Source organism: Rahnella inusitata, assembly GCF_003263515.1.
Classification (GTDB): Bacteria; Pseudomonadota; Gammaproteobacteria; order Enterobacterales; family Enterobacteriaceae; genus Rahnella; species Rahnella inusitata.
In genome coordinates this window covers 95,077-120,642 of record NZ_JYDE01000017.1, presented here as the reverse complement: position 1 = coordinate 120,642, position 25,566 = coordinate 95,077, and the positions used below count along the sequence as shown (strand labels likewise).

The following is a 25,566-nucleotide window of genomic DNA, read 5'->3' as shown; positions in this document are numbered from 1 at the left end:
TTATTGCGCGTTGTACAAGATGACCGCAGCGGTCGCCAGCAGATTAAGCAAGGTCAGTGGCAGGCAAACTTTCCAGCCAAATGACATCACCTGGTCGTAGCGGGGACGCGGTAAAGCAGCACGGATCAAAATGAACATCACCATGAAGAACGCCGTTTTCAGCGCAAACCAGATCACCGGGTAAAGGAACGGACCCTGCCAGCCACCGAAGAACAAGGTGACGATGAGTGCAGAGACGGTCACGATACCGATGTATTCCCCCACGAAGAACAAACCGAATTTCATACCGGAATATTCAATGTGGTAACCATCGGCCAATTCCTGCTCGGCTTCCGGCTGGTCAAACGGGTGGCGGTGACAGACGGCCACGCCGGCAATCGCAAAGGTCACGAAGCCGAAGAATTGCGGAATGATATTCCACATGTGCGCCTGAGAGATGACGATGTCTTGCAGGTTGAAAGACCCTGCCTGCGCCACGACGCCCATCAACGACAGGCCGAGGAACACTTCGTAGCTCAGCGTCTGGGCGGATGCACGCATCGCACCCAGTAACGAGTATTTGTTGTTACTGGACCAGCCAGCGAACAACACCGCATAGACAGTCAGACCAGCCATCATCAGGAAGAACAAAATACCGATATTCAGATCTGCGGCGAACCAGGTCGGACTGACCGGAACGATCGCAAAGGAGATCAGCAGGGACGTAAACGCAATCATCGGAGCCAGTGTAAAGATGGCTTTGTCGGTGAATTTAGGTACCCAGTCTTCCTTGAAAAACATCTTGATCATGTCGGCAACCAGCTGCAGGGATCCGCCCCAGCCGACACGGTTTGGTCCGTAACGGTTCTGGAACAGACCGAGCAGACGGCGCTCACCGAAGCTCATGAAGGCCCCGCAGGTCACGACGACCAGCAGGATCACGATGGCTTTCAGGATAGCGATCAGCGAATCGATCACGACAGGTGTAAACCAGCTCATTGTGCTGCCTCCCGCAGATTTTCAACCGTAGTGCCTACCAGAATCGGTGGAATACCTGGCAGCCCCAGCGGCAGGCCAAGCTGGCCCTGATTCAGGGTTTCACTCAACCGCACCGGCAGTTTCAGCAACTGACCGGCGCAGGTGAATTCCACCTGAGAACCGGCGTTCACGCCTAACTGTGCGGCATCGGCCGGGTTAACCATCACATAAGGCGCTGGCATACGTTGCTGAATTACAGCAGAACGCTGCGTCATCTCTTCACTGCCGAACAGATGGTAATAAGGCGCGATACGCCAGTTCCCTTCGGTCGCGGTGAAGACGGCAGGGATCGTGGTGAAGTACTCGAGACTCCCCTCCCCTGCTTCGATAAGACGCACACCCGGATCACCATGACGAAGACTGCCGCCAACTTCGCTCTGGAATTTGTTCCAGGCTTGGGGTGAGTTCCAGCCTGGCGCCCAGGCGAATGGCACCTGGTTGCGGTTAGCTGTCGGGCTGTTGTTACCTTCCATCGAGAAGGCAAACATGGTGTCTTTGTCTTGCGGCTGACGCGGTTCGTGAACGCTGATGTTTGCGCGCATCGCCGTACGTCCACTGGAACGGTTCGGAGAACGCGCCAGTTTCTGTCCGCGAATGCGGAAGCTGGCGTTAGGTGCCGCTTCAACCATGCCTTTCAGCTGCGGCAGTGCCTCGACGCAGGCTTCGATTACGTGATCAAGCTGCGTCCAGTCCACATGACGGCTGTTGACGGTAGAATGCAGCGAGTGCATCCAGCGCCAGCTTTCCAGCATCGCGACGGTGGTGTCGTAGTAAGCCGGATCGTAAACCTGGAAGAAGCGCTGAGCGCGGCCTTCCTGATTCACCAGCGTGCCATCACTTTCTGCGAAACTCGCCGCAGGCAGGATCAGAGTGGCTTTATCCATAATGCGCGTGCGCTGATGGTCAACGACCAAAAGGTTCTGCACGTTGGCCAGCGCAGCATCCACTTTCGCTTCAGGTGCCTGACGATAAAGGTCGTTTTCCATCACGATGGCGCTGTCTGCGTCGCCCTGAGTCAGTAACTCAAGAGCTTCATCAAGCGATCCACCGCCGATCATCGACAGGCCGATGCTGTTGGCGGCCGAAGCTACGAAAGTAATGCCGACATCGCTGCCTGCCACTTTCAGTGCTTTGGCAATGTTTGCCGCCGCTTCAATGATAGCGTCAGAACCGGCGTTGGAACCGGTGATGATCAGTGGCTTGCGCGCACCGGTCAGTGCCTGCACGATCACGTCGATTTTCTTGTTCAGGCCATCGGCCAGATCGTTGACCGCCGGGGCTGAATTGTCCAGCGCGTGGGCGATAGCGAAGCCGAAACGGGCCTGCTCATCTACCGGCGCACGGTAATTGTAAGCCGCGATATCGTCGAGTTTGGTGTTGTCTACGTTGGTGATAAACAGCGGGTGTTTAGCATGCTGACCGATGTTTTGCACCGCAGCGATTTGCCAGTCAGCCACACGCTGAGCGGCGGCCATCGCGCGTGCTTTACCTTTTACTGCCTGACGAACAGACAGCGCGATACGTGCGCCGGTCTGCGTCAGGTCTTCGCCCAGCACCAGCACCGCATCGTACTCTTCAATTTCACGCAGCGCAGGTGTGTGAACACCGCTGTTGCGCAATACGTTGAGCATCAATTGCAGACGGCCCTGCTCTGCGGCATTAATACCGGTGTAGAAGTTTTCGGCTCCCACCAGTTCGCGCAGTGCAAAGTTGCTTTCAAGGCTGGCACGCGGAGAACCGATACCGATGGTTTTCTTCGCCTGACGGAGGATATCCGCCGCGCCCTGCATCGCCTGTTCGGCGTTAAGTTCGATCCAGTCGTTGCCACGTAACTGCAATGGCTTCTTAGGACGATCTTTCAGGTTGACGTAGCCATAACCGAAACGACCACGGTCGCAAAGGAAGTAGTGGTTTACGGTACCGTTGTAACGGTTTTCGATTCGACGCAATTCGCCATAACGCTCACCCGGGCTGGTGTTACAGCCAACGGAACATTGCTGGCAGATGCTTGGCGCAAACTGCATGTCCCATTTACGGTTGTAGCGTTCGGAGTGGGTCTTATCGGTAAACACACCGGTCGGACAGACTTCTACCAGGTTACCGGAGAACTCGCTTTCCAGCGGGCCATCTTCCGGGCGACCGAAGTAGACGTTGTCGTGCGCGCCATATACACCCAGATCGGTGCCGTCGGCGTAATCCTTGTAGTAACGGACACAACGGTAGCAGGCGATACAGCGGTTCATTTCGTGAGAGATGAACGGGCCGAGATCCTGGTTGTTATGGGTACGCTTGGTGAAGCGGTAACGGCGCATACTGTGGCCGGTCATCACTGTCATATCCTGCAGGTGACAGTTACCGCCTTCCTCACACACCGGGCAGTCATGCGGGTGGTTGGTCATCAGCCATTCCACAACGCTCTCACGAAACTCTTTCGCTTCGCCGTCGTCGATGGAAATGAAGGTGCCATCGGACGCTGGTGTCATACATGACATCACCAGACGACCGCGCGTATCTTCCGCGTTTTGGTATTGCTTAACCGCACATTGGCGGCAAGCGCCGACGCTTCCCAGCGCCGGATGCCAGCAAAAATAAGGAATATCGAGGCCGAGAGAGAGGCAAGCCTGCAACAGGTTGTCCGCTCCGTCTACATCGTATTCTTTGCCGTCTACATGAATCGTAGCCATAGTCAGCATGCTTCCACGTGGCCCACCTGACGGCGGGCGTTAATCAAAAATTCTTGCCGGGTTGGCGTCTATCAATCGACAGCGCGTCCCTTGTTTTGGGATTTCGCGCACAGCGGGCTCACGTCCGCTGCCTGTTGCCTTCACTACCAACGCTGTTTCAGCAGGTTGTTTGGCTGAATACCGCCAATCGCCCGCGCGTTGCTGTAATGCTGTTTGGCGATGCCCGCCTCGAACTCTTCCCGGAAATATTTAATCGCACTCTGCAATGGCTCCACGGCACCCGGCGCGTGTGCGCAGAAGGTTTTGCCCGGACCCAGTTGGCGGCAAAGCTGTTCGAGAGTTTCGATATCTCCCGGCTGGCCTTCACCACGCTCCAGCGCGCGCAGGATCTTCACACTCCACGGCAAACCATCGCGGCACGGGGTACACCAGCCACAAGATTCACGGGCGAAGAACTCTTCCAGGTTACGTACCAGCGGTACCATGCCTATTTCGTGATCGACGGCCATCGCCAGCGCAGTACCCAGACGACTACCGGCTTTGCCGATACTGGCGAAATCCATCGGCAGATCCAGATGATCAGCGGTCAGGAAGTCTGTCCCTGCGCCGCCCGGTTGCCAGGCTTTAAATTTCAGGCCATCGCGCATACCGCCGGCATAGTCTTCAAGAATTTCACGTGCAGTCGTTCCGAAAGGCAATTCCCAAACGCCCGGATTTTTCACCCGGCCGGAGAAGCCCATCAGTTTTGTACCCGCATCTTCGCTTTTGCCCGCTGACATGCCTTTGTACCAATCCACGCCGTGCTCCAAAATGGCAGGCACGTTGCACAGGGTTTCGACGTTGTTCACACAGGTCGGTTTCCCCCAGGCACCGGCAGAGGCCGGGAACGGTGGCTTGGAACGCGGGTTAGCGCGGCGGCCTTCGAGTGAGTTAATCAGCGCGGTTTCTTCACCGCAGATATAACGACCCGCACCGGTGTGGACGATAAGTTCAAAGTCAAAACCGGTACCGAGAATATTTTTACCCAACAGACCCGCTTCTGTGGCTTCCGCAATCGCGCGACGCAGATTCACAGCAGCTTCGATGTATTCACCACGCAGGAAGATGTAGCCACGGTAAGATTTCAGCGCGAAAGCCGAGATCAGCATGCCTTCAACCAGCAGGTGCGGCATTTGCTCCATCAGCATGCGGTCTTTGTACGTACCGGGTTCCATCTCATCGGCGTTACACAGCAGATAGCGGATATTCATGCTTTCGTCTTTTGGCATCAGGCTCCACTTCAGACCGGTGGAGAAACCTGCGCCGCCGCGCCCTTTCAGGCCAGCGTCTTTTACCAGATTGACTATCTCATCCTGCGCCATGCTTTTGAGCGCCTTCTCTGCGCCGACGTAACCGTTTTTACTGCGGTATTCGTCGAGCCAGACCGGCTGCTCATCGTCACGCATACGCCAGGTCAGCGGATGCATTTCCGGCGTGCGTTCAATGTGTCTTGGCGTATAACCGTTGATTGTCATACATAGCGCTCCAGTAGCTGGCCGATAGCTTCTGGTGTCAGGCGGCTGTGCGTGTCCTCATCGATCATCATCGACGGGCCTTTGTCACAGTTGCCAAGGCAACAGGTCGGCAGCAGAGTAAAACGTCCGTCTTCGGTCGTTTCACCCGGCTTGATGTGCAACTGTTGTTCCAGAGCGGCCTGGATCCCCTGATAACCGGTGATGTGGCACACCACGCTGTCACAGTAACGGATCACATGGCGACCTACCGGCTGGCGGAAGATTTGGCTGTAAAACGTTGCCACACCTTCCACGTCGCTGGCTGGAATGCCCAGAACATCGGAGATCGCGTAGATAGCGCCGTCAGGCACCCAGCCACGCGCTTTTTGCACGATCTTCAACGCTTCGATGGAGGCCGCACGGGCATCTTCGTAGTGATGTTTCTCGTGTTCAATCGCTTCACGTTCAGCATCACTCAGCTCAAATACCGGAGTAACCACCGGCTCGCTGATGTTGATGTACTGAACGCCTGAGTCTTTATTGATATCTGTCATCGTTAGCGGTCCACATCTGACATTACAAAATCGATACTGCCCAGATACACGATCAGGTCGGATACCAGGCTGCCACGGATTACGGACGGGATCTGCTGCAAATGCGGGAAGCTTGGCGTACGGACGCGCGTGCGGTAGCTCATGGTGCTGCCGTCACTGGTCAGGTAGTAGCTGTTGATCCCTTTGGTGGCTTCAACCATCTGGAAAGATTCTTGCGCAGGCATGATCGGACCCCACGACACTTGCAGGAAGTGAGTGATCAGGGTTTCGATGTGTTGCAGCGTACGCTCTTTCGGTGGCGGCGTGGTCAGCGGGTGATCCGCCTTGAACGGGCCTTCCGGCATGTTTTTGTAGCACTGTTCCAGAATGCGCAGGCTCTGACGAAGCTCTTCCACTTTTAGCATCACGCGGGAATAGCAATCACTGACGCCATCGCCGACCGGCACTTCAAAATCGAAGTTTTCGTAACCTGAATATGGACGCCATTTGCGGACATCGAAGTCGATCCCGGTCGCACGCAGGCCAGCACCGGTGGTGCCCCACGCCAGCGCATCATCGGCGTTGTATGCTGCTACGCCTTTGGAACGTCCAATCAGAATGGTGTTTTTCAGCGCTGCCTTGACGTAGGAATCCAGACGGGCTGGCATCCAGTCAAGGAATTCACGCAGCAGACGCTCCCAGCCTTTCGGCAGGTCGTGTGCAACGCCACCAATACGGAACCAGGCCGGGTGCATACGGAAACCGGTGATCGCTTCCACCAGATCGTAAATTTTCTGACGATCGGTAAAGGCGAAGAACACTGGCGTCATCGCGCCCACGTCCTGAATAAACGTAGAGATGTACAGCAGGTGGCTGTTGATACGGAACAGTTCAGACAGCATCACGCGGATGGTGTTAACGCGATCCGGCACGACGATACCCGCCAGTTTTTCAACAGCCAGTACGTATGGCATCTCGTTAACGCAACCGCCGAGGTATTCGATACGGTCCGTGTATGGAATGTAGCTGTGCCATGACTGGCGCTCGCCCATCTTCTCAGCACCACGGTGGTGGTAACCGACGTCCGGTACACAGTCGACAATTTCTTCGCCATCAAGCTGCAGGATGATGCGGAACGCACCGTGCGCAGACGGATGGTTAGGTCCGAGGTTGAGGAACATGAAGTCCTCGTTTTCGGTGCCGCGCTTCATTCCCCAGTCTTCCGGCTTGAAGGTCAGCGCTTCCATCTCGAGTTCTTCTTTTTGCTTGGTCAGCTCATAAGGATCGAACTCGGTGGCGCGTGCCGGATAGTCTTTACGCAACGGGTGCCCTTCCCACGTCTGCGGCATCATGATGCGCGTCAGGTGCGGGTGGCCATCGAAGGTAATACCAAACATTTCCCAGGTTTCGCGCTCGTACCAGTTAGCATTCGGGAATACTTTGGTCAGAGTCGGAACATGGAGATCGTTTTCAGCCAATGCCACCTTGAGCATGATGTCGCGATTACGCTCGACAGAGATCAGATGGTAGAAAACGGAAAAATCCGCGGCCGGTAAACCGTCGCGGTGGGTACGTAAACGCTCATCAACGCCATGCAGGTCGAACAGCATGACGTAAGGTTTTGGCTGTTTTCGTAAAAAGGTAATCGCTTCCAGGATCTGTTCACGTTTGAACCACACCACGGGAATTCCGGTGCGGGTCGGCTGAACAGTAAAGGCCTCGGGCCCAAAACGGTTACGCAACTCGCCAATCACCGGATCATCAAGATGATCACGGGTATGCCATGCTGGCAGGGCGGTATTTTGCGTCGTCAAATCTGTCATATTTTTTTCACCACACTAAATGGTCATTTATGCCGTAAGGGGTTTACCACCCCTCAGGGTTGACTCTCAGACCGCAGTGTTAAATCTCGTCCGGCGAACGCAGATTTGTCACGGCTATGCGTTCAGCACGTTTACGCTCTTTTTCAGACTGCATATTCGCGCGGTAAACACCCTGATCGCCGACGACCCATGACAATGGGCGGCGTTCTTTACCGATAGATTCCTGCAGCAGCAATAGCGCCTGCATGTAAGCCTCAGGACGCGGAGGGCATCCAGGGATATACACATCGACAGGCAGGAACTTATCCACGCCCTGCACCACTGAATAAATATCGTACATGCCGCCTGAGTTCGCACAGGCGCCCATCGAAATCACCCATTTCGGTTCGAGCATCTGGTCGTACAAACGTTGAATAACGGGGGCCATCTTGGTGAAGCAGGTGCCTGCAACCACCATGAAATCGGCCTGACGTGGCGAAGCACGCAAGACTTCTGCGCCAAAACGCGCAACGTCATGCACCGCAGTGAATGACGTCACCATTTCTACGTAGCAGCAGGAAAGGCCGAAGTTGTAAGGCCAGAGGGAGTTTTTGCGTCCCCAGTTCACCATGCCGTGCAGTGATTCCTGAAGGTTTCCCATGAAAACGCTGCGCTTAACCTGCTCCTGAAGAGGATCGCCGACGACCTCCTGATTCTGCAGGGGGTAACGGTCGTTCTCACCGTCCGGGTCTACGCGGGTGAGCGTATATTCCATCTTATTGCCTCGCTATGACTTACTGAGGGTGACTGTTGGTATTAATCGCCGGGCTTGGTTTAACAGGTCCTTTCGAACGTGTTGGTGTCCAGTCCAGTGCGCCAATACGCACCAGATAAAACAAACCAGCCAGCAGTACCAAAATGAAAATGGTGGCTTCTACGAATCCGGTCCAGCCGCTTTCGCGAATAGACGTTGACCATGCGTACAGATACAAGGCTTCAACGTCGAAAATGACGAAAAACATGGCGACCAGGTAGAACTTAGCGGAAAGACGCAGGCGGGCGGTGCCCACCGAGGCGATACCTGATTCAAAAGGCGTGTTTTTGTAGCGTGCTCTGGCTCTCCCGCCAAGGAACGCGGCGCCCAGTAACATCAGGCAACAAAGCCCAACGGCAACGACAAGAAAAACGGCGAACGCCCAGTGTTGAGCGATGACTTCAGTGGCTGTTGACATACGCATTGCTTACTCATCAAAAGTGGCACTCTGGCATCTGCTCTATGGGATCGGCAGTTTGCGTACCACATCGATTCAAGGGAAGGATTAATAACCACACAGTTCACGGCTCAATAAGGCATTAAGCCAGTGATTTGTTGTGGGCTTTTTACCCTTTTCTATAACCTTTTGTCAACTTTGACAAAAGTATCTCCACATTAGTTTACATGCTTATCATTTAATTAACATATCATGCGCCGACACTTAAGCTAAATCGTGTCAGTTAAATACCGTGATAAAGCATGAGCCTGTGACGGGAGTTATGACATCTTTCTCACTTTCCTATTGTCGCAGGAATAGACAGCGCTTCCACTCTCTTATTAGGGTTATTTTTTTGATCCAGGTCAGAGTTCTGTCAATTTCGACAGCAAAAAAGCCATATTTTTAACAAGTTTTGTTGAATTACAGAAAGCAGCAAGCGGATTACGGCAAAAAACACTGGTTATTGTTAATGTGAAAAAACGTCGATATTTAGGCAATTTAGTGAGGTGCTTATTGATGATGGAAACAGTCACAGCGTGGGATGAGACGGATTAACAGGGGAAAAAGGCACTTTGAGAGAAAATGGTAAACAAAACCACTAAAAGGAAAGGTTTTACTATCCAAAAGGAGTAGATGCCTTTACCTCCGCCCTTTACAACCATGGGCGGAAAGTAAAGCAGGCCAAATGTATTAACTTTTTGAATCAGCCACCAGCTCCTGATCGTCATCAACGACAGGACGAGGACCGTAGGCGCTCAGAGAATAGGGATCATTCCCCTGCTCTACCGCGTTAAAAATGGCCATGGCGAGTTCATTGGTGCAACGGGCATTTTTATACAATACGTATTGCGTATCCGGCAGACGCGGCAAGCCGTCCTGTTCACCCAACACACGCAATTCCGGGCTCATCATTTCGATAGGTCGTGCGGTCACGCCAAGCCCGGCACGCACGGCGGCGCGAATTGCAGACAAGGTAGATGCAACATAGGCAATGCGCCACGGGATACCAGCCTGATTGAGATACTCCGTTGCCATCTGACGGTAAGGGCTAGGCTCATCAAGCACCACCAGCGGCACGCTGTCGCCGGAAGGATAGGCAAAGTCAGCCGAGCAGTACCACAGCGTCGGTGAGGTTCTCAGTACAATATGCGGATGGTCGGTGCCCGTCATCGTGGTGATGGCCAGATCGATTTCTTCGCTTTCCAGCATGGATAACATAAACGGACTGCGTTTCACCCGAACGTCGATAGACAATTTTGGGTACACAGACGTCACGCGACTGAGCAGGAAAGGCAAAATAGTGTCGGCAGTATCATCGGATGCACCGATGGTGATCCCGCCCTGGACATTGCTGTACATCAAAGAGGTGCAGGCTTCATCGTTAAAACGAAGAATTTTCCGTGCATACCCCAATAACTGAATGCCGTGTTCAGTTAATAATTTATTACGTCCATGTCTGGCAAACAGTTCTTTTCCAACAAGTTGTTCAAGACGTTGCATTTGTTGACTGACCGCCGACTGAGTACGACACACGGCAGCAGCTGCTGCAGCGAACGTATTTAAATCCGCTACAGCTACAAATGTCCTCAACAGGTCAAGGTCGAGATTGAGGATTGGACGATTTGCATTTGTCATAGTTTTTCTTCGCTTTATAGAATCTAATAACAAGCTACCCTGATGATGCGTCAAAGTACCCGCAATAAGCAGAATACCAGATATGACAGATACTCACTCATTTGATAAGCAAGATTGAGAAATATTTGTGCATGAAAGTTTTCATTAAAGCCGTTTTCATCCCCTTAAATGCAGATGCAGAAATTCCACACAAAGGGTGAATGATTAGATAATCTTAATAAAAAAAGAATAGACCATTTTGACTAATTAACCGACATCTTTTCAGGCAACTTCCCTGCTGCCGCCTGCGATTGAGCGCTATCATCGCCCCAAAACCATAAGCAACATTAATTATTCACTTGTGATGTATAAAAATATACTTCAACAAATTCATTAACTCACGAGGATATCCATTACTCTTCGCAAAAAATCAGTTTAACTGACATTAAGATTTTTCTACACCCTGCCAAAATTCTTTATAGCCAATTGATCAAATATAGGTAAAGAACGTATTTATAAAACCTGACAAAATACATACGCCGACAGGCTTATCTTATGATCATTCATCCAGCGGTTATTAATAATCATTAGATAAATAAAACATATTCGTCTTCATGATTTGTGCCTGAATCTCAAAATCAGGGGATTTTTTTTCAGAATTTATCGAGGTTTAGTAAGTTTTAGTGATGTACTGTGCAAATTACCTACAAACTCCTGTCAGCTAATCACCTGTCAGGCAGTCAAAACAGTGAATTTTTCGGTCACAAATCAGGCGTTGGCAGAATTTAAAACTACCAATAACCTAATTGGCAAATTAACACACCAATTCAAAACCCCAAACGAAACAGAAATCCCCAACACCCGCGCTTTTCCTACTGTTTTTCACCAAAACGGTGCGCAGCCCTTCTCATGCCCGACTCTGGAGAGTAAATTGGCCGCTTCGCACTGTTCTACGGCGCTGTGCGCCAGGGAAGAACAGGCTTTACTGCAAAAGGCTCACATTTACATGTCCCCGATTGAAAAATCCCGCAAACTGGACAACGTCTGCTATGACATTCGCGGCCCGGTGCTCAAAGAAGCAAAACGTCTTGAAGAAGAAGGTAACAAAGTCCTCAAACTGAATATCGGCAATCCCGCGCCTTTTGGTTTCGATGCACCTGATGAAATTCTGGTAGACGTCATCCGCAACCTGCCGACCGCGCAAGGGTACTGTGACTCTAAAGGCCTGTTCTCCGCACGTAAAGCCATCATGCAGCACTATCAGGCACGCGACATGCGTGACATGACGGTGGAAGATATTTACATCGGTAACGGCGTTTCGGAGCTGATCGTTCAGTCAATGCAGGCGCTGCTTAATACCGGCGACGAAATGCTGGTACCGGCTCCCGATTACCCGTTATGGACTGCGGCAGTTTCTCTATCTGGCGGTAATGCGGTGCACTATCTGTGTGATGAAGGCGCCGACTGGTTCCCTGACATCGCCGATATTCGCGACAAAATCACCCCGCGCACCCGCGGTATCGTGATAATCAACCCGAATAACCCGACCGGTGCGGTTTACAGCAGAGAACTGCTGATGCAGATCGTGGATATCGCCCGCGAACACAACCTGATCATTTTCGCCGACGAAATCTACGACAAAATCCTGTACGACGAAGCCCAGCACATCTCTATTGCGTCACTGGCACCGGATTTGCTGACCGTCACTTTTAACGGGCTGTCGAAAACCTACCGCGTCGCCGGTTTTCGTCAGGGCTGGATGGTCCTGAACGGACCGAAGAAACACGCCAAGGGCTACATTGAAGGGCTGGAAATGTTGGCCTCCATGCGCCTTTGCGCCAACGTGCCGATGCAGCACGCGATTCAGACAGCGCTGGGCGGTTATCAGAGTATTAATGAATTTATTCAGCCGGGCGGTCGTCTGGTGGAACAGCGTGACCGCGCGTGGGAACTGATCAACCAAATCCCCGGCGTCTCCTGCGTGAAACCGAAAGGTGCGCTGTATATGTTCCCTCGTATCGACGCCAAACGTTTCAATATTCATGACGACCAGAAACTGGTGCTGGATTTGCTGTTACAGCAAAAAGTTCTGCTGGTGCAGGGGTCGGCGTTCAACTGGCCGTATCCGGATCACGTTCGTATCGTGACGCTGCCGCGCGTCGATGAGCTGGAAATGGCAATTAATAAACTGGGCCGGTTCCTAGAAACCTACCGTCAGTAATTCCCCAGGGCGCAGAATTCTGCGCCCTGTTTTATCTTTCTGATCACACTTGCCGATTGCCTTCACACTCCTCACAATGGACACTCATTTGCCGTTATTAATGAGAGTGCTATGAATCAGAGCCATTTCTTCGCCCACCTTTCCCGCCTGAAACTGATTAGCCGCTGGCCGCTGATGCGTAATGTACGCACCGAAAACGTCTCCGAGCATAGCTTGCAAGTCGCCTTCGTGGCTCACGCACTGGCCGTGATTAAAAACCGCAAATTTGATGGCAACCTGAACGTCGAACGCGTCGCCCTGCTCGCGATGTATCACGATGCCAGCGAAGTGCTGACCGGCGACATGCCGACACCTATCAAGTATTACAATCCGCAGATCGCGCATGAATACAAAAAGATCGAAAAGATTGCTCAGCAAAAGCTGATTGAGATGTTGCCTGAAGAATTGCAGGAGGATTTCCGCCCGCTGATCGATGAGCATTACTACAGCGATGACGAAAAACTGACTGTAAAACAGGCGGACGCGCTGTGCGCCTATCTGAAATGTCTGGAAGAGTTGTCGGCGGGTAACAACGAATTCACGCTGGCTAAGGCGCGTCTGGAAAAAACGCTGGCCGACCGTAAAAGCCCGGAGATGGATTACTTCATGGAGATCTTCGTCCCGAGCTTTAGCCTTTCCCTGGACGAAATCAGCCTCGATGAATCGCTCTGACCGTCATAGATGGTCAGCGCGATGGGCTTTCAACATGGCCGTGAATCAAAACGGATAGAGTACCGGCACCAGAAACACGCTGACGGCCATCACCAGCAACGTGAAAGGCACCCCGATACGCAGGAAATCACCAAAGCGGTAATTCCCCGGTACCATTACCAGCGTATTCACCGGAGATGACACCGGCGTCATAAATGCCGCCGAAGCCGCAATAGCGATAATCATCGTGAACGGGTATGGCGATACGCCCATCTGATGCGCCGCCGCGATAGCGATCGGCGCCATCAGTACCGCCGTCGCCGTATTGGAAATAAACAACCCGATGGTGGCGCAAAGGACAAACAAACTCAGCAGCATCATGTACGGTCCATAACCGCCACTCACCTGCATCAGACCTTCGACAATCAGGGCCACGCCGCCGGTTTTTTGCAGCGCCAGTGCGAACGGCATCATCCCGACGATCAGCAGCAAACTCGGCCAGTGAATGGCCCGATACGCACCTTCCATTGTGATACAGCGAAATTTTCCCATCAGCAGACAGGCGACGATTGCCGCAATGGCATTTGGCACGTCGTCGGTTAGCATCAGTGCGACCATCAGGGCCAGACAGAACAGCGCATGAGGTGCCTGGCTGAGTGCCGGAGCGACGTCATCCACTTCGGCGGGCAGGCTGAGCACAATGAAATCATGCATCTGCTGCTGAAGCTGGCGGATCAGTTTCCAGTCGCCAATCACCAGTAACATGTCGCCGAGCTGCAATTCCTCATCGACCAGTTTGCCCGGCAGCGCTTCGCCTTGTCGGCGGATGCCCACCACGTTCAGACCGTACGTGGAGCGAAACGCCACATCGCGTAAAGTTTTGCCCAACAACTCAGAATCAGGGATCAGCGACACTTCCGCCATCCCGACATCGCGGGACTGCTCGGCGAAATATTCGCCACGCAGCACCATGGGCTCCAGCATTTCATCGATACACATTTGTCTGACGGAAATATCGGGATCCGTCATATCGAGCAGAAGCACGTCGCGGGCGCACAATTCCGTGTTACCGGTCGCGCTGACCATCACGCGGCGGAACTTGCGCCAGCGCTCGATCCCCACCACGTTGGCGCCATAGCGGGAACGCAGATGCAGATCGTCGAGCGTGCGCCCCACCAGCGGTGAGCCGGGACGGATGGTCATCCTCCTCGCGCGTCCGTTGAGCTGATAATCGCGGATCAGATCGCGGAAAGTGCGGCGCTTCCAGCGCTGTTTATCCTGCGAGGCCTCTTCGGCAGACAACCACCGACGGGCGATCAGCATATATCCGATACCCATGACAAGCACCACAAGCCCTACCGGCGTGACGCCAAAGAAGCCAAAACCGTCAAATCCTTCCCGCAACAGCTCGCTGTTCACCACCATATTCGGCGGCGTGGCGACCAGCGTCATCATGCCGCTGATGAGACCGGCAAAACTCAGCGGCATCATCAGCCGCGCCGGCGAGGTTTTCATGCGGGCAGAAACGCTGATCACCACCGGAATAAAGATTGCTACCACGCCGGTGGAGCTCATAAATGCACCCAGCCCGGCGACAGTCAGCATCAGCAAAATCAGCATCCGGATTTCACTGTGACCGGCGACTTTCATTAGCCAGTCACCTACCTGATACGCCACGCCAGTTCGCACCAGTCCGTGACCGACGACAAACAAAGCAGCGATCAAAATCACGTTCGGATCGCTAAATCCGGCCAGCGCTTCGTTAAGAGTCAGCGTACCACTGAGCACAAAGGCAATAATGACCAGCAAAGCGACGATGTCCATGCGCAGCGTATTGCGCGCGAACAGCACCATCGCAATCAGCAGCAGAACCACAACCCAGATTAATTCACCGGTCAAAACAAACTCCTTTTGCGTTGAGTTGGAAAACTTAAAATCGGTTTTAGCATGGCATAAAAAAACCCCGCCGGAGCGAGGTTCAGGTCAATGAATGTGTACTTTTAATCAACAATATGAATTAACGCAGGCTCACTGTGACGCCCTGCTCTGTACTGTTCACCAGCAGAACTTCCAGCGTGGTGAGTTCGAAATCGACATTCTCGATCCCCGGCGTATCGTCGGGCGCATTCACCGCAATCACTTTGCAGCCTGCCGCCAGACCGGCCATTACGCCTGCCGCGGCATCTTCCACTACGACGCACTCATGCGGTGCCAGACCTAAACGCTCTGCGCCAAGTAAATAGGCATCTGGCTGAGGTTTGCCGTGTTTAACCTGCTCGGCGGTAATGAACACTTCCGACGCGGGCAGATGCGCCGCGGCATGGCGCGCACTGGCAACCGGCATTGAGCCTGATGTCACAATCGCCCATGGAATATTCTGGCGATTCAGTTCGCTTAACAATAAATGTGCACCCGGCAGCGCACAGACGCCTTCGGTGTCAGTGGCTTCGATTTTTTCCAGCTTCAGAAACTCTTTCTGAATCGTCTCCTCACTTTCACCGGTCATGAAGTGACGTAAAGAGGTGATCGCCTGTTTGCCGTGAATAAAGGCCAGAACGTCCTGCGGGCTGACTCCCCAACTGAGTGCCCAGTTAACCCATGCACGCTCAACGGCCGGTAATGAATCCACTAACGTTCCATCAAGGTCGAACAAAAAACCTTTACACTCCACAGGTCATTCCTCTTTAGTTAATTCAAATCAGGCATTAATAATTTGCGCTATCTCGACGGCGCTCAGATGATACTGACGCGGGCACGATTGCCAGACCGCCAACATACGCTGGTATTTATCCCACATTTTGGTCTGCGAGTTAAACCCATGGGTGCCAGCGTCAAAGTCAGTGTAACGTCCTTCGGTGTTCACCATAAAGCGAACATAGCTTAAAAAGCGGGATTCTGTGGCAGCGTCAAAGCCGAGAAAATCGATACGGCGGCGATCCAGACCCTGAGTGTCTTTCAGATTGGTCCAGGACACCTGCATCGCATGGTGCATTTCCATAATGTTAATCACGGTGCGGCAGGTTTCTTCCGGCAGTTCACCGAAGTCCCTGTCAAGCTCGCGCATTTGCAAGCCGAAACCGCGTTCGATCACCGTTTGCAAACGGCGATAGCGTTCGGCGTTATCGGGATCCAGCATGGTCATCATTTTGTATTGATTCGACAAGATCAGGCGTTGCGCGTTAGTCATTTCCATCGTGAAAATCCTCATGTCTGCATAATGAGCAAAGCATGGCATAGCGCAAACTTCTGCGAAATCGCAAGCACACCATTCTTTGATTTGGGTCTGGATCTCATGTGAAATAATCACCGGAGGAGACTTTCCTCCGGTCAATATGCACTGCAGCGAAGCTTAACAATTATGAAGCTGAGAACGTAAGCGGGGGGAGAAACGTCTTACAGATCGTCTAGAAAGGTTTTATCGAGCTGCTTGAACGCACGTTTCAGAACGTCCGCGAGTGCCTGATAGGTCGGGGTGCCTTCCACTGGTGCGAGGGCCTGACCGGCTTCGGCGAGTTTGTTGCGAACATCGTGGAACCAGCTCAGCAATGTTGGCGGCAACGGCGTCAGTGAACGGCGGCCGAGCCACCACAGTCCTTGCATTGGCAAACTACAGGCAAATATCGCCGTGGCGACCGCGGGGCCAAGCTGGCCGCCGAGGGCTATCTGCCAGGTCAGCGTGAAAATCGCGACCGGTGGCATAAAGCGCACCGCAAAACGGGTCGCTGTGGAGATCCGGTTTTCCGGAAATACCGGAGCCAGGCGCTTATCAGACGGCCATGTTTTCATATAATGCTGCCCACGCTGGAATACCTGGAACCAGCTTACAGAGCCTGTTGGCTTACTCGTCATAATTGCACCTCAACTTCACGTGTAATAATTAAAAAATATTTGTAAAACACAAACTGGAGTTTACCACGATAAAATATATTTTGTTTTTGCTGAAACGTGCCGGTATCCTGTCGCAGCATTTACACCCTCATCATTAAGCATAGTGCCTCGGGCTGAGGTGTTTTGTAATTACTAATTGTATTCTTTGTTAGGGTTTTTACTAACAGATAACATTCTAAAGACGTAAAACAGAGACATTTTGTGCACTGCGCCATCACTCTTCGGCGATGGATATGCACAAATAAAACCGGCGTCCTGCGATTCTTTAGCTTTTTCATTATCATGCCTGCTTTGGCTCTCTGGCATGATGTTAATCATAATTGTCACCGCCATTATGCGCTACGCTTGATGTCAGACTGACGATTTATTAACCATGTGTTTTGTTTTTTTCCTTAAACAGCACCAACAATAAATAGGTACTTCCATGTCGAGTAAGCTTGTACTGGTTCTTAACTGTGGTAGTTCTTCCCTTAAGTTCGCAATCATTGATGCTGTGAACGGCGAAGAGCACATTTCAGGTTTAGCCGAATGCTTCCACCTGCCAGAAGCGCGCATTAAGTGGAAAATGGACGGTGGCAAAGAAGAAGCCGCGTTGGGTGCGGGTGCCGCACACAGTGAAGCGCTGAAATTCATCGTTAACAAGATCCTGAGCAAAAAACCTGAGCTGTCCGCAGAGCTGGTTGCCATTGGCCACCGTATCGTTCATGGCGGCGAAAAGCTGACCAAGTCCATGCTGATCAACGATGCTGTTATCGAAGGCATCAAAGAATCTATCCCGTTTGCACCGCTGCACAACCCGGCTCACCTGATTGGTATCGACGAAGCGCTGAAATCTTTCCCTAAACTGGCTGACAAAAACGTTGCCGTTTTCGACACCGCTTTCCATCAGACCATGCCAGAAGAATCTTACCTGTACGCTCTCCCGTACAAGCTGTACCGCGATCATCACGTCCGTCGTTATGGCGCACACGGCACCAGCCACTTCTATGTGACGCAGGAAGCCGCGAAAATGCTGAATAAACCAGTGGAAGAAGTGAACCTGATCACTTGCCACCTGGGTAACGGCGGTTCCGTCAGCGCAATCCGTAACGGTAAATGCGTCGATACTTCCATGGGTCTGACCCCGCTGGAAGGTCTGGTGATGGGCACCCGCAGCGGTGACATCGACCCGGCGATCATTTTCCACCTGCACGACTCTCTGGGCATGAGCGTTGATCAAATCAACAAAATGCTGACCAAAGAATCTGGTCTGCTGGGCCTGACCGAAGTCACCAGCGACTGTCGTTACGTTGAAGACAACTACACCACCAAACCTGATGCCAAACGTGCAATGGACGTATTCTGCCACCGTCTGGCGAAATACATCGGTAGCTATACCTCACTGATGGAAGGTCGTCTGGACGCGGTAGTCTTCACCGGCGGTATCGGCGAAAACGCAGCCATGGTGCGCGAACTGTCTCTTGGAAAACTGGGCCTGTTAGGCTTTGAAGTTGACCACGAACGCAACCTTGCAGCACGCTTTGGCAAATCCGGTGCCATCAATAAAGAAGGCACCCGCACCGCTCTGGTTATCCCAACCAATGAAGAGCTGGTGATTGCGCAAGACGCCGCACGTCTGACCGCATAATCCGATTCAACACTGCCAGCGATTGCTGGCAGTGATTTTTTAACTCAAGGCAAACGCCGCCCGTTTGGACGCACCGCGCAGGATAATCATCGCGCTTATGCTGATCATTATCTCCTCTGCACAAACCTGCGACCGTCTCTGCCTGGCAACCGTTAAAGAGGTTTAGCCGTGTCCCGTACAATTATGTTGATCCCCACAGGCACCAGCGTTGGTCTGACCAGCGTCAGCCTCGGCGTGATCCGTGCAATGGAACAAAAAGGCGTCAGCCTGAGCATCTTCAAACCGATCGCACAGCCACGTGCCGGCGGCGATGCACCTGATCAAACCACCACCATCATTCGCGCTAACTCTTCCGTGACCGCAGCTGAACCGCTGAAAATGAGCCACGTTGAAGCGCTGCTCAGTTCAAACCAGCAAGACGTGCTGATGGAAGAAATCATCGCGCGTTATCACGAAAACACCAAAGACGCAGAAGTGGTGCTGGTGGAAGGTCTGGTCCCAACGCGTAAACATCAGTTTGCTAACGCGCTGAACTATGAAATCGCTAAAACCCTGAACGCAGAAATCGTCTTCGTTCTGGCGCTGGGCAACGATTCTCCGGCGCAGCTGAAAGAACGTATCGAACTGGCCCGTTCCAGCTTCGGCGGCAGTAAAAACACCAACATCACCGGCGTTATCATCAACAAACTGAATGCCCCGGTTGACGATCAGGGCCGCACACGTCCTGACCTTTCTGAAATCTTTGATGATTCCAACAAAGCCAGCGTGGCGAACATCGACCCGACTCAGCTGTTCGCTAACAGTCCGCTGCCGGTGCTGGGCTGCATTCCATGGAGCTTCGAGCTGATTGCCACCCGCGCAATCGACATGGCGAAACACCTGAATGCCCGCATCATCAACGAAGGCGACGTGCAAACCCGCCGCGTGAAATCCGTGACCTTCTGCGCACGCAGCATTCCACATATGCTGGAGCACTTCCGTCCAGGTTCATTGCTGGTGACCTCCGCTGACCGTCCAGACGTGCTGGTATCAGCTTGTCTGGCAGCAATGAACGGCGTGGAAATCGGCGCTATCCTGCTGACCGGTGGCTACGAAATTGACGAACGCATTAACAGCCTGTGCGAACGTGCTTTCCAGACTGGCCTGCCAGTGTTCATGGTAGACACCAACACCTGGCAGACGTCCCTGAGCCTGCAAAGCTTCAATCTGGAAGTCCCGGCGGACGACCATCAGCGCGTAGAGAAACTGCAACAGTATGTGGCTTCTCACATCAACGCGGACTGGATCGAGTCTCTGAGCGCTCACTCCGAGCGTTCACGCCGTCTCTCTCCGCCAGCGTTCCGTTATCAGCTGACCGAGCTGGCCCGTAAAGCCGGTAAACGTATCGTTCTGCCGGAAGGCGACGAGCCACGTACCGTAAAAGCGGCAGCACTTTGTGCTGAACGTGGTATCGCAGAATGCGTGCTGCTGGGTAATCCGGATGAGATCAAACGCGTTGCCGCGGCTCAGGGTGTGACTCTGGGTGCAGGCATCGAAATCATCGACCCGGTTGCCGTGCGTGAAGAATACGTGGCGCGTCTGGTTGAGCTGCGTAAAAGCAAAGGCATGACCGAAGTGGTTGCGCGCGAGCAGCTGGAAGATAACGTAGTTCTCGGCACCCTGATGCTGGAACAAGGCAAAGTTGACGGTCTGGTTTCCGGTGCCGTTCATACCACCGCTAACACCATCCGCCCACCGTTGCAGTTGATTAAAACCGCACCGGGCAGCTCCCTGGTGTCTTCTGTGTTCTTCATGCTGCTGCCTGACCAGGTTCTGGTTTACGGTGACTGCGCGATCAACCCGGATCCAACGGCTGAACAGCTGTCTGAAATCGCGATCCAGTCTGCGGATTCCGCTGCGGCATTCGGTATCGAACCGCGCGTGGCGATGATTTCCTACTCGACCGGTAATTCCGGCGCGGGCAGCGACGTTGAGAAAGTGCGTGAAGCGACCCGTCTGGCGCAGGAAAAACGCCCTGACCTGATCATCGATGGCCCTCTGCAATACGATGCCGCGATCATGGCTGACGTTGCTCTGTCCAAAGCACCGAATTCACCGGTTGCAGGTCAGGCGACCGTGTTCATCTTCCCGGATCTGAACACCGGTAACACCACCTACAAAGCGGTACAGCGTTCTGCGGATCTGGTCTCTATCGGGCCGATGCTGCAGGGTATGCGCAAACCGGTTAACGACCTGTCCCGTGGCGCACTGGTTGACGATATCGTCTACACCGTGGCACTGACTGCGATTCAGTCTGCTCAGGCAGAAGAGGCAGCAAAATAATTCCCTGAATTATTTTACGCCCGAATAACAGTATGCAAGACAGCAAAACGCCGACATCTCGTCGGCGTTTTTATTTTCTGATTTCCTCACTTCTCGCTCACAGCAACTGCTTTGCAGCCTCGAGAATATGTTCGGCGGTCAGCCCGTATTCCTGCTGTAAAAACTCCTGGGTTCCGACCTGTCCATAACGCTCCTTCACGCCAACGCGACGCATCGGCACCGGATGGTTTTCTACCAGCACTTCCGCGACTGCTGACCCCAGCCCGTTGTGAATACTGTGGTTTTCGCAGGTGATGATTTTGCCCGTTTTGGCGGCGTATTTAATGATGATGTCTTTATCAATCGGTTTGAGCGTAAACATGTCTATCACCGCCGCACTCACCCCCTCGCGCTCCAGCATCTCTGCCGCTTTCAGCGCTTCCGCCACCATGATGCCGTTGGCAATCAGCGTCACATCTTTCCCGTCGCGCAGCACATTCGCTTTACCGATGGTGAAGGTCGAACCTTCCTGATAAACCTGCGTCGCCTGTTTACGTATTGTCCGCACCCAGTAGAATCCTTTCAGATCCATCAGCTGTAACAGAATATCGCGGAACATCACGGCGTCGGTCACTTCCATCACTACCGAGTTCGCCAGCCCGCGCACGATGCCCATATCTTCAAAGGACATATGCGTACCGCCGTTGTGACAGGCGCTGACGCCAGCGTCGGATGCAATAATTTTGACGTTATTCTTCTGGTAATCCAACGACATAAACAGCTGATCGAAGCAGCGGCGGCTGGCAAAAGCGGTGAACGTATGCACAAACGGCACGCGGCCAGTAAGTGATAGTCCCGCGGCAACGCCGATCACGTTGGCCTCCATGATGCCGCAGTTAATGACATGGGAAGGATGGTCTTTATGCACGCCGTCCATCGCCATCGAGCTCATCAAATCCGCTTCCAGCGCGATGATCGGCGTGTTCTCAACAATCTTTTCGCGCACGGTATTGGCGTAAACCTTACGCATTTCCACCGCGTCTTTTTGTAATTCCAGAGAGACTTCAAACATGGGTGGCCTCCAGCTCAGCGATCGCATTTTCGATTTCCAGTTTCACATCCGGCGTTAAGCGCAAATGGTGGGAATTCGCCAGTTGCTCAAGATAGGTCACGCCCTGCCCTTTAATGCTGTCGAGGATCACGACCAGCGGACGCTGCTCGCCCTGACGCACCGGCGTGACTGCATTGCTGATTGCGACGACATCGTCGCCTTTGATGGTTTGCACATCAAAACCAAAGGCGCTGAATTTACCGGCCAGATCGAAAGGCCTGATCACTTCATCCAGCGTGCCGTCGAGCTGTTGTTTGTTGTAATCAATAAACAGCGTCAGGTTATGCAGATTATGGTGCGCGATAAACTGGAAGGCTTCCCAGCACTGGCCCTCGTTCAGTTCACCGTCGCCGAGAATGCAGAACACGCGGTTGGTACGGCCCGCCAGCTTGTGAGAAAGCGCCATACCGGCGGCAATAGACACGCCCTGCCCAAGCGAACCGGTGGTGGCATCGACGCCAGTCGTGCGCAGGCGATCGGGATGGCTTGGCAGTTTGGTGCCATTTTCATTCAGCGTTTTCAGTTCGCTGACCGGAAAATACCCTTTCAGCGCCAGCGTGGCGTACAACGCCGGACCGGCATGACCTTTGGAGAGCACAAAATAATCGCGCTCCTGCCAGTCAGGTTTTTTCGGGTCAATGCGCATGACATCGCCGTATAACACTGCCAGCGTTTCCACCACTGACATACTGCCGCCATAATGCCCGAATCCCAGACCGGTCAGCATTTTCAGCGTCTCGATGCGGATATGACGGGCCAGAGAACGAACCTCGTGGACATCTTTCATCTTTTTGAGTCCTTATTTTAGTGAGCACTTATCCAGACCTGCCATTGCTGGCAGGTCTGAACGGTGTTTCCCGGTGGGTGATAAGAGACGTAATGAGTGACTGAATTACTCTTCGCTGACTGCTTTCGCCGCAGCAGGTTTTTTACCGAGATAGTTGTAAGCGACGAGGACGGCAAAGATCCCGACGATCAGCGCCATAATGGCTTCTTTCGACATGAAGCGAGCCAGATTACCCAGCAGGATACCGATGACACCGAAGTCCGCGTCAGAGAACGTGGCGTTGGCAAAGCCCAGGGCACCGAGTACCGGCAGCAACAGAACCGGCAGGAAGGTGATCAGCACACCGTTGGCAAAGGCACCAAACATCGCGCCGCGGCGTCCGCCGGTGGCATTGCCGAATACGCCCGCTGTGGCACCGGTAAAGAAGTGCGGCACTACGCCTGGCAGGATCAGCACCATGTGCATCTGCCCCAGCAGGAACAGCCCGACCAGACCGCCGAGGAAGCTGAACAGGAAGCCAATCAGCACTGCGTTTGGCGCATACGGATACACCACCGGGCAGTCCAGTGCAGGACGCGCGTTCGGCACCAGTCGCTCGGAGAAACCGACGAACGCAGGAACGATTTCAGCCAGAATAAGGCGTACACCTTGCAGGATGATGAACACACCCGCGGCAAAGGTAATTGCCATAATGATGGAATACACCAGATAGTTCTGGCCTGCGCTGTAGGTTGCTTCAACGAAAATCTGTCCGGCGAAGACCGCCATAATCAGATAAATAATGATCATGGTTAGCGAGATGGAGATGGAGCTGTCGCGCAGGAAGCTGAGGTTTTTCGGCAGGTTCATCTCTTCGGTTGAGCGTGATCCTTTACCGACCTTACTGCCTATCCAGCCGGAAAGCACATAGCCGATGGTGCCGAAATGGCCGAAGGCGATATCATCGTTGCCGGTGATTTTACGCATATAACGCTGCGCCAGTGCCGGGAAGAACGCCATGATAAGGCCGAGTGTCAGGGAACCGGTAAAGACCAGCGCCACGCCCTCAAAACCGGCCACCGTCAGAATGACGCTGATCATACAGGCCATGTAGAACGTGTGGTGTCCGGTCAGGAAGACATATTTTAGGCGGGTGAAACGTGCCACGATAAGGTTCGCGACCATACCAAAGGCCATAATTAATGCGGTAGGGGCACCGAATTTTTCCATCGCGATTGAGACAATCGCTTCGTTATTGGGAATAATTCCCTGAATATTAAAGGCGTGTTCGAACATTCCGCCTAACGGATTTAACGAGCCGACTAATACCGTCGCACCGCCTGCTAATACGAGAAAACCCAGTATGGTTTTCACCGTACCTTTCACCACATCAGAAAAGTTTTTCTTTTGTGCGACCAGGCCGATTAATGCGATGAGCCCTACCAGAACTGCCGGGACTTTTAATATATCAACCACAAACTTGAGCGTTTCCTGGATAAACATATCCACCTCATACTTTATTAGTTTTATATGTAGGGTTTAGTGGCCGTCAGGACACCGGATGTTTTTCAAAATGGGCGACTAGTTTAGCTTCCAGCTCGTTGATATCCACAATATTAGTTATGACAACCAGCTGATTTTCCGGGATGTTAGCACTGGCAGCGATGTCCTTCGCCATGACGAACAGATCGGCCTCGCCGGGAATGGCCGACGACAAATCAGAGTGCTCAACGTCAGCCTGAATATTTAATTTTTTCAGCACTTTTTTAATGTTCATTTCGACCATAAAGCTGCTGCCTAAACCGGAACCGCAAATCGCCATGATTTTCATCTTATTCACCTGTGTTTTTAAAAGTTTGTAGGTTCTCGCATCAGAATGTTTTCTGATGTCATTACTGGTCACTACTTCCGTGATGAATTAACGTCATTCCATTAATGAAGAGTTCAGAGTCAGAATTTCGCGATGACATCCTGAATTGTTTTAATATCTGCCGCCTGATGTATTTTCTGCATCTCTTCATCGCTGGAGAATAACTCCGCCAGTTCAGAGATTAACTCGATATGACTGTGTTTATCCGGTGCCGATAACATCACCACCGTATACACCGGGTCATTATCTTCTGAATTAAATTTCACGCCGTGTGGTAGCGTGAGCAGCGACAGCCCTAATCCTTTCGCGCCCTCTTCCGGCCTGGCATGCGGCATCGCAATCCCCGGTGCCAGAACGAAGTACGGGCCCAACTTTTCCCGCTGGGCAAAAATCGCCGTCAGGTAATCAGGCGTGATAGTGCCATCTTTCAACAGTGGCTCAGCGCTGACTTCCACTGCCTGCCGCCAGTCCGTGATATCTGTTCTGATCTGAATCCTGTCAGACGTCAGCCAATCATTCAGCATAGGTAAAGCTCCGGTTTATTTTTTTATGAGCTGGCGTGCCGAATTCCCCCAGACAACACCAACGCCCTGACTCTACTCACCGGTAGCGTTAACATCTGTGATACATCTCACAAAGATAGCGCTACCAAGCTTCTATCATTGTGAAGTGTGATAGCGCTATCAAAAATAGTCA

21 protein-coding genes are annotated in these 25,566 nt (G+C 52.8%); 4 read left to right on the top strand and 17 right to left on the bottom strand.

From position 1 onward, the window contains the following. The 8 genes from nuoH to lrhA all read right to left on the bottom strand — a co-directional run bounded on the left by nuoH (position 1) and on the right by lrhA (position 10,417). The gene (gene nuoH / locus TU92_RS10495; protein WP_112166921.1) at positions 1–978 is read right to left on the bottom strand and encodes an NADH-quinone oxidoreductase subunit NuoH; all 978 of its coding nucleotides are present in this window, start codon (positions 976–978) and stop codon (positions 1–3) included. After that, positions 975–3,701, bottom strand: a complete 2,727-nt coding sequence (gene nuoG, locus TU92_RS10490) for an NADH-quinone oxidoreductase subunit NuoG (protein ID WP_112167391.1) — start codon at positions 3,699–3,701, stop codon at positions 975–977. Before nuoG ends, nuoH begins: the two co-directional genes overlap by 4 nt. A 143-nt stretch (positions 3,702–3,844) precedes the next feature. Next, complete coding sequence (nuoF, locus tag TU92_RS10485; RefSeq protein ID WP_112166919.1) at positions 3,845–5,215, bottom strand: NADH-quinone oxidoreductase subunit NuoF; 1,371 nt, start codon at positions 5,213–5,215, stop codon at positions 3,845–3,847. Further along, positions 5,212–5,748 (bottom strand): NADH-quinone oxidoreductase subunit NuoE, encoded by a 537-nt coding sequence (gene nuoE / locus TU92_RS10480; RefSeq protein WP_244207705.1) that lies wholly within the window; start codon positions 5,746–5,748, stop codon positions 5,212–5,214. The genes nuoF and nuoE overlap by 4 nt, the downstream gene beginning before the upstream one ends. Before the next feature lie 2 nt (positions 5,749–5,750). Next, positions 5,751–7,550 (bottom strand): NADH-quinone oxidoreductase subunit C/D, encoded by a 1,800-nt coding sequence (gene nuoC, locus TU92_RS10475; RefSeq protein ID WP_112166917.1) that lies wholly within the window; start codon positions 7,548–7,550, stop codon positions 5,751–5,753. A gap of 79 nt (positions 7,551–7,629) precedes the next feature. Then, positions 7,630–8,304: a NuoB/complex I 20 kDa subunit family protein gene (locus TU92_RS10470; RefSeq protein ID WP_112166915.1), complete on the bottom strand. Its 675-nt coding sequence runs from the start codon at positions 8,302–8,304 to the stop codon at positions 7,630–7,632. Between the two features lie 19 nt (positions 8,305–8,323). Next, a complete protein-coding gene (locus tag TU92_RS10465; protein WP_112166913.1) occupies positions 8,324–8,767 on the bottom strand; it encodes an NADH-quinone oxidoreductase subunit A in 444 nt (147 codons plus the stop codon). Positions 8,768–9,472: 705 nt separating this feature from the next. Further along, positions 9,473–10,417 carry a transcriptional regulator LrhA gene (gene lrhA, locus TU92_RS10460; protein ID WP_112166911.1) on the bottom strand — a complete coding sequence of 315 codons (945 nt, stop codon included), beginning with the start codon at positions 10,415–10,417 and terminating at the stop codon, positions 9,473–9,475. Between the two features lie 985 nt (positions 10,418–11,402). On the opposite strand from lrhA, the gene TU92_RS10455 reads away from it, so the two are divergent. Both TU92_RS10455 and yfbR read left to right on the top strand, forming a co-directional pair. Then, positions 11,403–12,617: a pyridoxal phosphate-dependent aminotransferase gene (locus TU92_RS10455; RefSeq protein ID WP_112167387.1), complete on the top strand. Its 1,215-nt coding sequence runs from the start codon at positions 11,403–11,405 to the stop codon at positions 12,615–12,617. Positions 12,618–12,728: 111 nt separating this feature from the next. Further along, positions 12,729–13,328, top strand: coding sequence for a 5'-deoxynucleotidase (gene yfbR, locus TU92_RS10450; protein ID WP_112166909.1), 600 nt, complete (start codon positions 12,729–12,731; stop codon positions 13,326–13,328). Positions 13,329–13,373: 45 nt separating this feature from the next. Here yfbR and TU92_RS10445 read toward each other — a convergent pair whose 3' ends face one another. From TU92_RS10445 to yfbV, 4 genes are all read right to left on the bottom strand, one after another. Next, positions 13,374–15,206 (bottom strand): SLC13 family permease, encoded by a 1,833-nt coding sequence (locus TU92_RS10445; protein WP_112166906.1) that lies wholly within the window; start codon positions 15,204–15,206, stop codon positions 13,374–13,376. A gap of 118 nt (positions 15,207–15,324) precedes the next feature. Next, entirely contained in the window at positions 15,325–15,978 is a 654-nt protein-coding gene (locus TU92_RS10440; RefSeq protein WP_112166904.1) for a sugar phosphatase, read from the bottom strand. A 27-nt stretch (positions 15,979–16,005) separates the two neighbouring features. Continuing rightward, positions 16,006–16,500, bottom strand: coding sequence for a YfbU family protein (locus TU92_RS10435; protein WP_112166902.1), 495 nt, complete (start codon positions 16,498–16,500; stop codon positions 16,006–16,008). 200 nt (positions 16,501–16,700) lie between these two features. Continuing rightward, positions 16,701–17,156 carry a terminus macrodomain insulation protein YfbV gene (gene yfbV, locus TU92_RS10430; protein WP_112166900.1) on the bottom strand — a complete coding sequence of 152 codons (456 nt, stop codon included), beginning with the start codon at positions 17,154–17,156 and terminating at the stop codon, positions 16,701–16,703. Between the two features lie 463 nt (positions 17,157–17,619). Here yfbV and ackA point away from each other — a divergent pair, with 463 nt between their 5' ends. Continuing rightward, complete coding sequence (gene ackA / locus TU92_RS10420; protein ID WP_112166896.1) at positions 17,620–18,822, top strand: acetate kinase; 1,203 nt, start codon at positions 17,620–17,622, stop codon at positions 18,820–18,822. Between the two features lie 183 nt (positions 18,823–19,005). Beyond that, on the top strand, positions 19,006–21,144 hold the full coding sequence (gene pta, locus TU92_RS10415; protein WP_208640419.1) for a phosphate acetyltransferase: 2,139 nt from the start codon (positions 19,006–19,008) through the stop codon (positions 21,142–21,144). A 97-nt stretch (positions 21,145–21,241) separates the two neighbouring features. On the opposite strand, the gene TU92_RS10410 is transcribed toward pta, so the two are convergent. The 5 genes from TU92_RS10410 to TU92_RS10390 all read right to left on the bottom strand — a co-directional run bounded on the left by TU92_RS10410 (position 21,242) and on the right by TU92_RS10390 (position 25,394). Next, positions 21,242–22,195, bottom strand: coding sequence for a transketolase family protein (locus tag TU92_RS10410; RefSeq protein WP_112166892.1), 954 nt, complete (start codon positions 22,193–22,195; stop codon positions 21,242–21,244). Continuing rightward, entirely contained in the window at positions 22,188–23,021 is an 834-nt protein-coding gene (locus tag TU92_RS10405; protein ID WP_112166890.1) for a transketolase, read from the bottom strand. The genes TU92_RS10410 and TU92_RS10405 overlap by 8 nt, the downstream gene beginning before the upstream one ends. A 105-nt stretch (positions 23,022–23,126) precedes the next feature. Next, positions 23,127–24,503, bottom strand: coding sequence for a PTS ascorbate transporter subunit IIC (locus tag TU92_RS10400; protein WP_112166888.1), 1,377 nt, complete (start codon positions 24,501–24,503; stop codon positions 23,127–23,129). 46 nt (positions 24,504–24,549) lie between these two features. Continuing rightward, a complete protein-coding gene (locus tag TU92_RS10395) occupies positions 24,550–24,831 on the bottom strand; it encodes a PTS sugar transporter subunit IIB (protein WP_112166885.1) in 282 nt (93 codons plus the stop codon). 119 nt (positions 24,832–24,950) lie between these two features. Beyond that, positions 24,951–25,394 carry a PTS sugar transporter subunit IIA gene (locus tag TU92_RS10390; RefSeq protein WP_112166883.1) on the bottom strand — a complete coding sequence of 148 codons (444 nt, stop codon included), beginning with the start codon at positions 25,392–25,394 and terminating at the stop codon, positions 24,951–24,953. Positions 25,395–25,566 lie beyond the last annotated feature (172 nt).

Coding starts and splice junctions, on each gene's coding strand:
- nuoH (WP_112166921.1), bottom strand. CDS start 978: ATGAGCTGGTTTACACCTGTCGTGATCGATTCGCTGATCGCTATCCTG.
- nuoG (WP_112167391.1), bottom strand. CDS start 3,701: ATGGCTACGATTCATGTAGACGGCAAAGAATACGATGTAGACGGAGCG.
- nuoF (WP_112166919.1), bottom strand. CDS start 5,215: ATGACAATCAACGGTTATACGCCAAGACACATTGAACGCACGCCGGAA.
- nuoE (WP_244207705.1), bottom strand. CDS start 5,748: ATGACAGATATCAATAAAGACTCAGGCGTTCAGTACATCAACATCAGC.
- nuoC (WP_112166917.1), bottom strand. CDS start 7,550: ATGACAGATTTGACGACGCAAAATACCGCCCTGCCAGCATGGCATACC.
- TU92_RS10470 (WP_112166915.1), bottom strand. CDS start 8,304: ATGGAATATACGCTCACCCGCGTAGACCCGGACGGTGAGAACGACCGT.
- TU92_RS10465 (WP_112166913.1), bottom strand. CDS start 8,767: ATGCGTATGTCAACAGCCACTGAAGTCATCGCTCAACACTGGGCGTTC.
- lrhA (WP_112166911.1), bottom strand. CDS start 10,417: ATGACAAATGCAAATCGTCCAATCCTCAATCTCGACCTTGACCTGTTG.
- TU92_RS10455 (WP_112167387.1), top strand. CDS start 11,403: ATGTCCCCGATTGAAAAATCCCGCAAACTGGACAACGTCTGCTATGAC.
- yfbR (WP_112166909.1), top strand. CDS start 12,729: ATGAATCAGAGCCATTTCTTCGCCCACCTTTCCCGCCTGAAACTGATT.
- TU92_RS10435 (WP_112166902.1), bottom strand. CDS start 16,500: ATGGAAATGACTAACGCGCAACGCCTGATCTTGTCGAATCAATACAAA.
- yfbV (WP_112166900.1), bottom strand. CDS start 17,156: ATGACGAGTAAGCCAACAGGCTCTGTAAGCTGGTTCCAGGTATTCCAG.
- ackA (WP_112166896.1), top strand. CDS start 17,620: ATGTCGAGTAAGCTTGTACTGGTTCTTAACTGTGGTAGTTCTTCCCTT.
- pta (WP_208640419.1), top strand. CDS start 19,006: ATGTTGATCCCCACAGGCACCAGCGTTGGTCTGACCAGCGTCAGCCTC.
- TU92_RS10410 (WP_112166892.1), bottom strand. CDS start 22,195: ATGTTTGAAGTCTCTCTGGAATTACAAAAAGACGCGGTGGAAATGCGT.
- TU92_RS10405 (WP_112166890.1), bottom strand. CDS start 23,021: ATGAAAGATGTCCACGAGGTTCGTTCTCTGGCCCGTCATATCCGCATC.
- TU92_RS10400 (WP_112166888.1), bottom strand. CDS start 24,503: ATGTTTATCCAGGAAACGCTCAAGTTTGTGGTTGATATATTAAAAGTC.
- TU92_RS10395 (WP_112166885.1), bottom strand. CDS start 24,831: ATGAAAATCATGGCGATTTGCGGTTCCGGTTTAGGCAGCAGCTTTATG.
- TU92_RS10390 (WP_112166883.1), bottom strand. CDS start 25,394: ATGCTGAATGATTGGCTGACGTCTGACAGGATTCAGATCAGAACAGAT.